Here is a 7,480-nt window from a genome sequence, read left to right as displayed (position 1 = left end):
GCGGCCCGCCCCGCCGGCCCGCGACGGACACCGGACGCCGGCCCGGCCGGGGCGTACACGGAGACACTCGCCACCCTGCCGTTCGACGAGACCCCACGCCGATCCGGCCACCGGTGAGCGATGCTTGAATGCCCCGGTGACTGATTACGACGTACTGCGCGTCTTCTGTGCGCCGAACGGCGGATACGGCAACGAGCTCGGCGTCGTCCGCGACGGCTCCGTGCTGCCGGACCCCGCCGAGCGGCAGGAACTCGCCGCCAAGCTCGGCTTCAGCGAGACCGTCTTCGTCGACGATCCCGAGCGCGGCGTCGTCGACATCTACACGCCCACCCTGCGCCTGCCGTTCGCCGGCCACCCCTGTGTCGGCACGGCCTGGCTGCTCGACGTGCCCGAGCTGGTCACCCCGGCCGGGGTGGTGGGCGCCCGCCTGGACGGGGAGTTCAGCTGGATCGAGGCCCGCCCCGAGTGGGCCCCGCCGTGCACCCTGCGTCAGTACGCCACCGTCGCCGAGGTCGACGACCTGCCGGTGCCGCCGCCGGGCGAGCGAAGCGAGATGGGGGTGCCCCCGGACGAAGTCCGGGGAAGGATTTTCGCCTGGGCCTGGGAGGACGAGCCGGCGGGGCGCGTCCGGGCCCGCGCCTTCCCGGGGCGCGGCGACGGCATCGACGAGGACGAGGCGACGGGCGCCGCGGCGCTGCTGCTGACCGAGCGGCTGGGCCGGGCCCTCAACATCACACAGGGGGCCGGCTCGCAGATCCTGACGGCGCCGCAGCCCGAAGGGTGGATCGAGATCGGCGGACGGGTGCGCCTGGAACGGTGACGGGCGCCGCCGTACGGGTGGAACCGCGTGTGCGCGCGAGCGCGAGGGGTTACCTCTCGCCTGACCGTTCCCTCACGTGAGAGGCACCCCATGCGCATCCGCTCCGCCCTCGCCACCGTCCTGCTGACCGCCGCCATGACGGCCGGCGGCGCCGCGACCGCCACCGCCTTCGACGGCCCGCCGCACGGTGACAAGGACGCCACCTGCAGCCCGTACTTCGGGGCCATCACCACGCCCAGCACCGGTGACCTGTACTTCGGCGGCATCAACTGCCGCAGCGACGACTACGACATCGACAACTGAGGCCGGCGGGCCGTTCGCTCCGGGTCCCCCTCGGCCACGGCGGCCGAGGGGGACCGGTCCGTCTCCGGCCGTCCGTCCGGACCGGGCCGCTCATCACGACAGCCGCTCAGGCCGACAGCGGGAACTCCTCGCCCAGCCCCCGGAAGACCGCCGTGTTCAGGGCGAAGGCCCGCTTGCACTCGGCGACGACCCGCTGCTTCTCCAGATCGTCCGCGTGGATGCCGTCCAGCAGCCCGCGGTACTCGCGCTTGAACGCGGCCGGGTTGGTGATCTCCTCGAAGACGTAGAAGCGGACCCCGTCGCCCTTCCTGGCGAAGCCCCACGTCCGCTCCGCCTTGTCGCGGATGATCTGCCCGCCGGACAGATCGCCGAGGTAGCGCGTGTAGTGGTGGGCGACGTACCCGGCCGGCCAGCGCTCGGCGCACTCGCGCACCCGGGCCGCGTACTCCTCGGTCGCGGGCAGGGCGGTGAGCCCCGTGCGCCAGCCCGGACCGCGCAGATGCGCCAGGTCCCGCTCCAGGGAGGCCAGCCGCATCAGCTCCGGCCGGACGAACGGCCCGGCCACCGGGTCCGACGCCAGCCGCCCGGCGCCTGCCTCCAAGGCCTCGTAGACGAACCACAGCTGCTCGGTGTAGCGCGCGTACGCGTCGACGCCGAGCCGGCCGCCGAGCAGGTCGCTCATGAAGGTGGAGGTCTCCGCCTCCACGTGCTGCTCGTGGGAGGCCGTGCGGATGAGGGTCGAGAAGGAGTCCATGAGGCCGATTTTCTATGGTTAGGCTTACCTAAGTCAATAGTCTTTCCGACGTCCTGTCGGTAAAAGCGTACCCGGACGCGAGACGGCCCGCCCTCCGAGGAGAGCGGGCCGTGAAGGGCGTGGTGGGGCTACGGAAGGGTCAGGATCTCGGCCCCGGAGTCGGTCACCACGAGCGTGTGCTCGAACTGCGCCGTCCGCCTGCGGTCCTTCGTCACGACCGTCCAGCCGTCGTCCCACATGTCGTACTCGTGCGTCCCGAGCGTCAGCATCGGCTCGATCGTGAAGGTCATCCCGGGCTGGATGACGGTGGTGGCGTGCGGACTGTCGTAGTGCGGGACGATGAGCCCCGAGTGGAACGACGAGTTGATCCCGTGGCCGGTGAAGTCCCGCACCACCCCGTACCCGAACCGCTTCGCGTACGACTCGATGACCCGGCCGATGATGTTGATCTGCCGGCCCGGCCTGACCGCCTTGATCGCGCGGGCGAGGGACTCGCGGGTCCGCTCGACCAGCAGCCGGCTCTCCTCGTCCACGTCGCCGACCAGGTAGGTCGCGTTGTTGTCGCCGTGCACGCCGCCGATGTACGCCGTCACGTCGAGGTTGACGATGTCACCGTCGCGCAGCACCGTCGAGTCCGGGATGCCGTGGCAGATGACCTCGTTGACCGAGCTGCACAGGGACTTGGGGAAACCGCGGTAGCCCAGCGTCGACGGGTAGGCGCCGTGGTCGCACATGTACTCGTGCGCCACCCGGTCCAGTTCGTCCGTCGTCACGCCGGGCGCGATGAGCTTCGCGGCCTCCTCCATGGCCCGCGCCGCGATCCGCCCGGCCACGCGCATCGCCTCGATCGTCTCGGGCGTCTGCACCTCCGGTCCGGTGTACGGCGTCGGCGCGGGTTTGCCTACGTATTCGGGCCGGCGGATGTTTCCGGGTACGGAACGGGTGGGAGACAGCTCCCCTGGTACGAGCAGCGACTGGCCAGACATGTCAGCGAGTCTAACCAGCGGGCATACGAGAGCATGTCCCTGGCGAAAGGAGCCGGTCATGGCCCTGTTCAAGAAGCGCACGGTCGGAAAACCGGGCGAGTGGTACTACTGCCTGGAGCACCAGAAGGTCGAGGAGGGCCCGGACTGCCCGGGAAAGGACCGCTTCGGACCGTACGCCTCCCGCACGGAGGCCGAGCACGCGATGCAGACCGCCCGCGAGCGCAACCTCCAGTGGGAGAACGACCCCAAGTGGCACGACCCCTCCGCCGCGGGCCGCGCGGAAGAGGACTGACACCCCCTCCAGAGGCACCTCCCACGGTCGCCGCGGCGGCGACCGCCTTGCGCGCGGGGGCGGGGGACTACCAGCCGGAGGGCGGCGGGGCCGTCAGGTGGTCGGCCAGTCGGGACAGGCGGTCCCGGAAGCGGCGGCGGCCTCGGGGCGGCGGCACCGCGTTCTCCCCGGCCGCCGCGCTGACCAGGTGCTGCACCGTGTCCAGGTCCAGCTCGGCGCCGTCCGGCACGGTCAGCGACTCGTGCGCCATCGCCGTCAGCTCCCGCTCGCCGGTGCCCAGCGCCAGCACCGTAGCGCCGGCCCGGCGGGCGTCGTGCACCCGTTCCAGCAGCGGGGCGCCGGGGCCGTCGGGCGTCACCACGAGCAGCGTCTCCCCGCGCCGGGCCGCCGCCAGCCGCCCCGGACCCACCGCGAGATGCGCCGGGTCCGAAGGGCGCGCGTCGTGCCGTACGAGCGTGGGGGCCAGCTCCGGCGTCCCCGACCACGCGGCCTCGTCCACCAGGTGCGCCGCCAGATGCCAGGGCTCGTACTCGGCGGTGCCCACGAGCAGCAGCCCGCCCCCGTGCGGGACCACGGAGCCCCGCAGCGCCCCCGCGAACCTCCGGGTGGCGCCCAGCCACTCGGTCCCGGCGAGCACTTCCCGCAGCAGCGCGACCCGTACGGCGTCCATGGGCCCGCATCCTGCCGCAACCCGTCCCGCGCGGCCCGGTATTCGCCCCGGATTCGCCCGACCCGGGGACGGCCCGGGGGCGCCCCGGCACCGGGCGGGACCTGATCCCGTCCGGCGGCCGGGACGGACGTAGGGTCGGCCCATGACCTCTACCGACAGTGCTGCACAGAAGGCCCCCGCCAAGGACCCCTGGGACCTGCCCGACGTCTCCGGGCTGGTCGTCGGCGTGCTCGGCGGCACCGGACCCCAGGGCAAGGGCCTCGCGTACCGCCTCGCCAAGGCAGGCCAGAAGGTGATCGTCGGCTCGCGCGCCGCCGAGCGCGCCGAGGCCGCCGCCGAGGAGATCGGGCACGGCGTCGAGGGCGCCGGCAACGCCGAGACCGCCCGCCGCAGCGACGTCGTGATCGTCGCCGTGCCCTGGGACGGCCACGGCAAGACACTCGAATCCCTGCGCGAGGAACTGTCCGGCAAGCTCGTCGTCGACTGCGTCAACCCGCTCGGCTTCGACAAGAAGGGCGCCTACGCGCTCAAGCCCGAGGAGGGCAGCGCCGCCGAGCAGGCCGCCGCCCTGCTCCCGGACAGCCGGGTCACGGCCGCCTTCCACCACCTGTCCGCCGTCCTCCTCCAGGACCCGGAGATCGACGAGATCGACACCGACGTGATGGTGCTGGGGGAGGTCCGCGCCGACGTGGAGATCGTCCAGGCCCTCGCCGGGCGCATCCCCGGCATGCGCGGCGTCTTCGCCGGGCGGCTGCGCAACGCCCACCAGGTCGAGTCACTGGTCGCCAACCTGATCTCCGTCAACCGCCGCTACAAGGCACACGCCGGGCTCCGCGTCACCGACGTGTGAGGCGATGGGGGACACTGGTGGGTACAAGCCAGACCGCGACACGGCACCCGCAGTGCCCGCCGTGTCCCCCGACAGGAGTCCGCACCATGCCCCGCCTCGCCCTCTACGCCCTGGTCGTCTGCGTGCTCGCCGTGGCCGCCGCCGTCGTCTCCTTCGTGCGGGGCAGCGTGCTGATCGGCGTCGTGTGGGTGCTGCTGTCGGGGCTGTCGTCCAACATGTGCTGGTACTACGTCAAGCGCGGCAGGGACGCCCGCCGCTCCACGTCGGTCACGGGCTGACCGAGCAGAGCTGGTCCGTCTGCCAGAAGCGGTACAGCTCGAAACCGCAGTACGTGTCGAGCTCGCTGATCCCGAGACCGCGCAGGACCGCGTCGACCGCGTCGAAGAACACGCCGTTGACGCCCGGGATCCACAGCAGCGCGAACACGATCAGCAGCCCGAACGGCGCGAGCGGCTCCACCTGCCGCCGCACGTTGTACGACAGCCACGGCTCGATCACCCCGTAGCCGTCCAGGCCAGGCACCGGCAGGAAGTTCAGGATCGCCGCCGTGACCTGGAGCAGCGCGAGGAAGGCCAGCGCGATCCGGAAGTCGCGCGGCACGCCGTCCAGCGCGTCCAGCCAGAACGGGGCCGTGCACACCACGGCGAACAGGACGTTCGTCAGCGGGCCCGCGGCCGAGATCAGGCTGTGCCGCCAGCGCCCCCGGATCCGCCCGCGCTCGATGAAGACGGCACCGCCCGGCAGGCCGATCCCGCCCATGATCACGAACAGCACCGGCAGCACGATGCTCAGCAGGGCGTGCGTATAGGCGAGGGGATTGAGGCGCAGGTAACCCTTGGCGACTACGGTGATGTCACCTGAGTGCAGCGCAGTGCGCGCGTGCGCGTACTCGTGCAGGCAGAGGGAGACCACCCAGGCCGAGGTGACGAAGAGGAAGACGGCAAGGCCTGGAGCCGACGCGAAGCCAGTCCACAGCGCCCAGCCGGTGACTGCTGTGACGGCGACAATCCCAAGGAAGACAGGACTGATCCGCTGTTCGCTCGCTCGAGAGGCGGTTGTCATGAATGAGGCTCCTGGGACGTAGCGGCCGAACTGATGAGAACTACGGCCGTGGTGGGGATCACGAGGACTCCGTCGAACGGGGGCGCCTACCCCACTGACTTCGCAAGACGCTCCCGGAAATCGTCGGGGATTTCCAGAGCATGGCCACCGCCTTCCGGCGGGTGGCATCTGACCGTGACGCCGGCCTGCGACAGGTCCTCACCGAGTTCCGCGACGGTCATGCCCTGCCACCGCTCGGCGAAGGTGGTACCGAGTGGCACAAACCGCCAGTGGTCCTGATCGATGTCGGGTGACGAATGCGTCGATTCACCCCACGTCTCAGCACATCGGACGTACTCGCGGCGGGTGACCGGCACATCTCCGACTGCTTCGACCAGCATGTGCCGGATGGGGATGACGATCTCCTCCATGGGCGCGAACACGTAGCCCGCACATGCCGGGGAGCCGACGCGTGAAAGGCAGCGGATCTTCTCGGTGACCCGGTAGGTTCCGTCCTTACGCCGTTTCCGGGAAGTGTGCAGTTGGAGGTTCTTGCCGCACCCCCCGCACTTGATCACGTCGAGGAGTGGAGTCCTGGGTGCAGTGGAGCGGCGGGTGACCGGCGAGGCGGAGCGTGCCAGAGCGTCCTGAAGGCAGTCGAAGACGTCCTGATCCAGCACCGCTTCGGCTACTCGGACGGGACACCCGTCCCGGTCACGGACCAGGACACGCCTGCTGTACTTCTTCCCGGGGACGTCCTCACTACGTGTCTTCCAGCCGAGCAGGGTGGGAGAGGTGAGGATTCCCTTCAGCGTGCGGGGATACCAGACGAAGTCCTTGCCGGACTTGTTCCGTTGGTACGTGTCTGCCGGGGAGGGGAGCCCACGTTCCTCGAAATCCCGGCAGATGGCGTTGACCGGCTCGCCGTTGATGACCCGTCGGGCTGCTTCCCGGACGATGTTCGCGGTCCGGGGGTTGACCTCCAGGTACCGTGCGCCGTCCTTCGGGTAGGTGCGATAACCGAACGGGGGCGAACTGCCGCCCCATCGTGTCGACGTGAGCAGGTGGGCACGAGACGATGCAACCCGTTCGGCGGCCGCCTGGGCTTCCATCTGCGCAAATGTGGCGATCATGGTGGCTGCCGCCTGTCCTGCCGAACTCGTGAGGTCGAACGGTTCGGTGGCGGAAACCAGCCCTTTGCCGCCATGACTCACGGTCCACTCGATCATCCGGTGCAGGTCGCTGACCCGGCGGACGAACCGATCGAGTCGCCAGAAGACGATGACGTCGAACTCTGGGGCGCGATCGAGCCACCGGGACAGTTCCGGACGTTTCCATGGCGGTACCGCGGTGGCGGACACGGAGAGGTCTTGGGCGATACCCACGACCTCCCAGCCATTCGATTCGCAAAACGACCTGCATTCTTCGAGCTGCCGTTCGGGGCTGGTCGTCGAATCGGTCTGGACGGTCAATCGGACGGCGATGAGTACCCGAGGGGATCGTGCCATGGAGTCACGTTAGCGTGTATGTACCTAAATGGCTGAGAGTTACGTAAACCTTACCCGGGTCCACTCTGATGGCAAGGACGCTCTCTCCTGGTTCGGAGGGCGGGCGAGAATGGACCCCGTGCGCTATCGCATCCTCGGCACCACACAGGTACTCCGCCCCGACGGCACGGCCGTCCCGCTCGGCGGGGCGCGGCTGCGCGCGCTGCTGACCGTTCTCGCCATCAGGCCCGGCCGCACCGTGCCCGCGGGCCTGCTG

10 protein-coding genes are annotated in these 7,480 nt (G+C 70.3%); 5 read left to right on the top strand and 5 right to left on the bottom strand.

Annotation, left to right across the window (positions count from 1 at the left end):
- The first annotated feature begins 136 nt into the window (after window positions 1–136).
- Window positions 137–820 carry a PhzF family phenazine biosynthesis protein gene (locus EBH09_RS10200; RefSeq protein ID WP_121746693.1) on the top strand — a complete coding sequence of 228 codons (684 nt, stop codon included), beginning with the start codon at window positions 137–139 and terminating at the stop codon, window positions 818–820.
- A gap of 90 nt (window positions 821–910) precedes the next feature.
- Window positions 911–1,123 carry a hypothetical protein gene (locus tag EBH09_RS10195; RefSeq protein WP_121746692.1) on the top strand — a complete coding sequence of 71 codons (213 nt, stop codon included), beginning with the start codon at window positions 911–913 and terminating at the stop codon, window positions 1,121–1,123.
- 106 nt (window positions 1,124–1,229) lie between these two features.
- On the opposite strand, the gene EBH09_RS10190 is transcribed toward EBH09_RS10195, so the two are convergent.
- Complete coding sequence (locus tag EBH09_RS10190; protein WP_121746691.1) at window positions 1,230–1,877, bottom strand: biliverdin-producing heme oxygenase; 648 nt, start codon at window positions 1,875–1,877, stop codon at window positions 1,230–1,232.
- A 128-nt stretch (window positions 1,878–2,005) separates the two neighbouring features.
- Window positions 2,006–2,863, bottom strand: coding sequence for a type I methionyl aminopeptidase (gene map, locus EBH09_RS10185; protein WP_121746690.1), 858 nt, complete (start codon window positions 2,861–2,863; stop codon window positions 2,006–2,008).
- Window positions 2,864–2,921: 58 nt separating this feature from the next.
- On the opposite strand from map, the gene EBH09_RS10180 reads away from it, so the two are divergent.
- Window positions 2,922–3,155 carry a hypothetical protein gene (locus EBH09_RS10180; RefSeq protein ID WP_121746689.1) on the top strand — a complete coding sequence of 78 codons (234 nt, stop codon included), beginning with the start codon at window positions 2,922–2,924 and terminating at the stop codon, window positions 3,153–3,155.
- Between the two features lie 67 nt (window positions 3,156–3,222).
- Here the strand turns inward: EBH09_RS10180 and EBH09_RS10175 are convergent, their stop codons facing one another.
- On the bottom strand, window positions 3,223–3,825 hold the full coding sequence (locus EBH09_RS10175) for a hypothetical protein (RefSeq protein ID WP_121746688.1): 603 nt from the start codon (window positions 3,823–3,825) through the stop codon (window positions 3,223–3,225).
- A gap of 142 nt (window positions 3,826–3,967) precedes the next feature.
- Here EBH09_RS10175 and npdG point away from each other — a divergent pair, with 142 nt between their 5' ends.
- Both npdG and EBH09_RS10165 read left to right on the top strand, forming a co-directional pair.
- On the top strand, window positions 3,968–4,675 hold the full coding sequence (gene npdG / locus EBH09_RS10170) for an NADPH-dependent F420 reductase (RefSeq protein WP_121746687.1): 708 nt from the start codon (window positions 3,968–3,970) through the stop codon (window positions 4,673–4,675).
- An 86-nt stretch (window positions 4,676–4,761) separates the two neighbouring features.
- Window positions 4,762–4,953 (top strand): hypothetical protein, encoded by a 192-nt coding sequence (locus tag EBH09_RS10165; protein WP_121746686.1) that lies wholly within the window; start codon window positions 4,762–4,764, stop codon window positions 4,951–4,953.
- On the opposite strand, the gene EBH09_RS10160 is transcribed toward EBH09_RS10165, so the two are convergent.
- On the bottom strand, window positions 4,943–5,737 hold the full coding sequence (locus EBH09_RS10160; protein ID WP_121746685.1) for a site-2 protease family protein: 795 nt from the start codon (window positions 5,735–5,737) through the stop codon (window positions 4,943–4,945). The two genes, EBH09_RS10165 and EBH09_RS10160, sit on opposite strands and share 11 nt — an antisense overlap.
- Before the next feature lie 86 nt (window positions 5,738–5,823).
- Complete coding sequence (locus tag EBH09_RS10155) at window positions 5,824–7,224, bottom strand: recombinase family protein (RefSeq protein ID WP_121746684.1); 1,401 nt, start codon at window positions 7,222–7,224, stop codon at window positions 5,824–5,826.
- Window positions 7,225–7,480: the final 256 nt, after the last annotated feature.

Source organism: Streptomyces sp. E2N166, assembly GCF_003671715.1.
GTDB classification, from domain to species: Bacteria; Actinomycetota; Actinomycetes; order Streptomycetales; family Streptomycetaceae; genus Streptomyces; species Streptomyces thinghirensis.
This window is presented reverse-complemented; position numbering and strand designations above follow the sequence as displayed.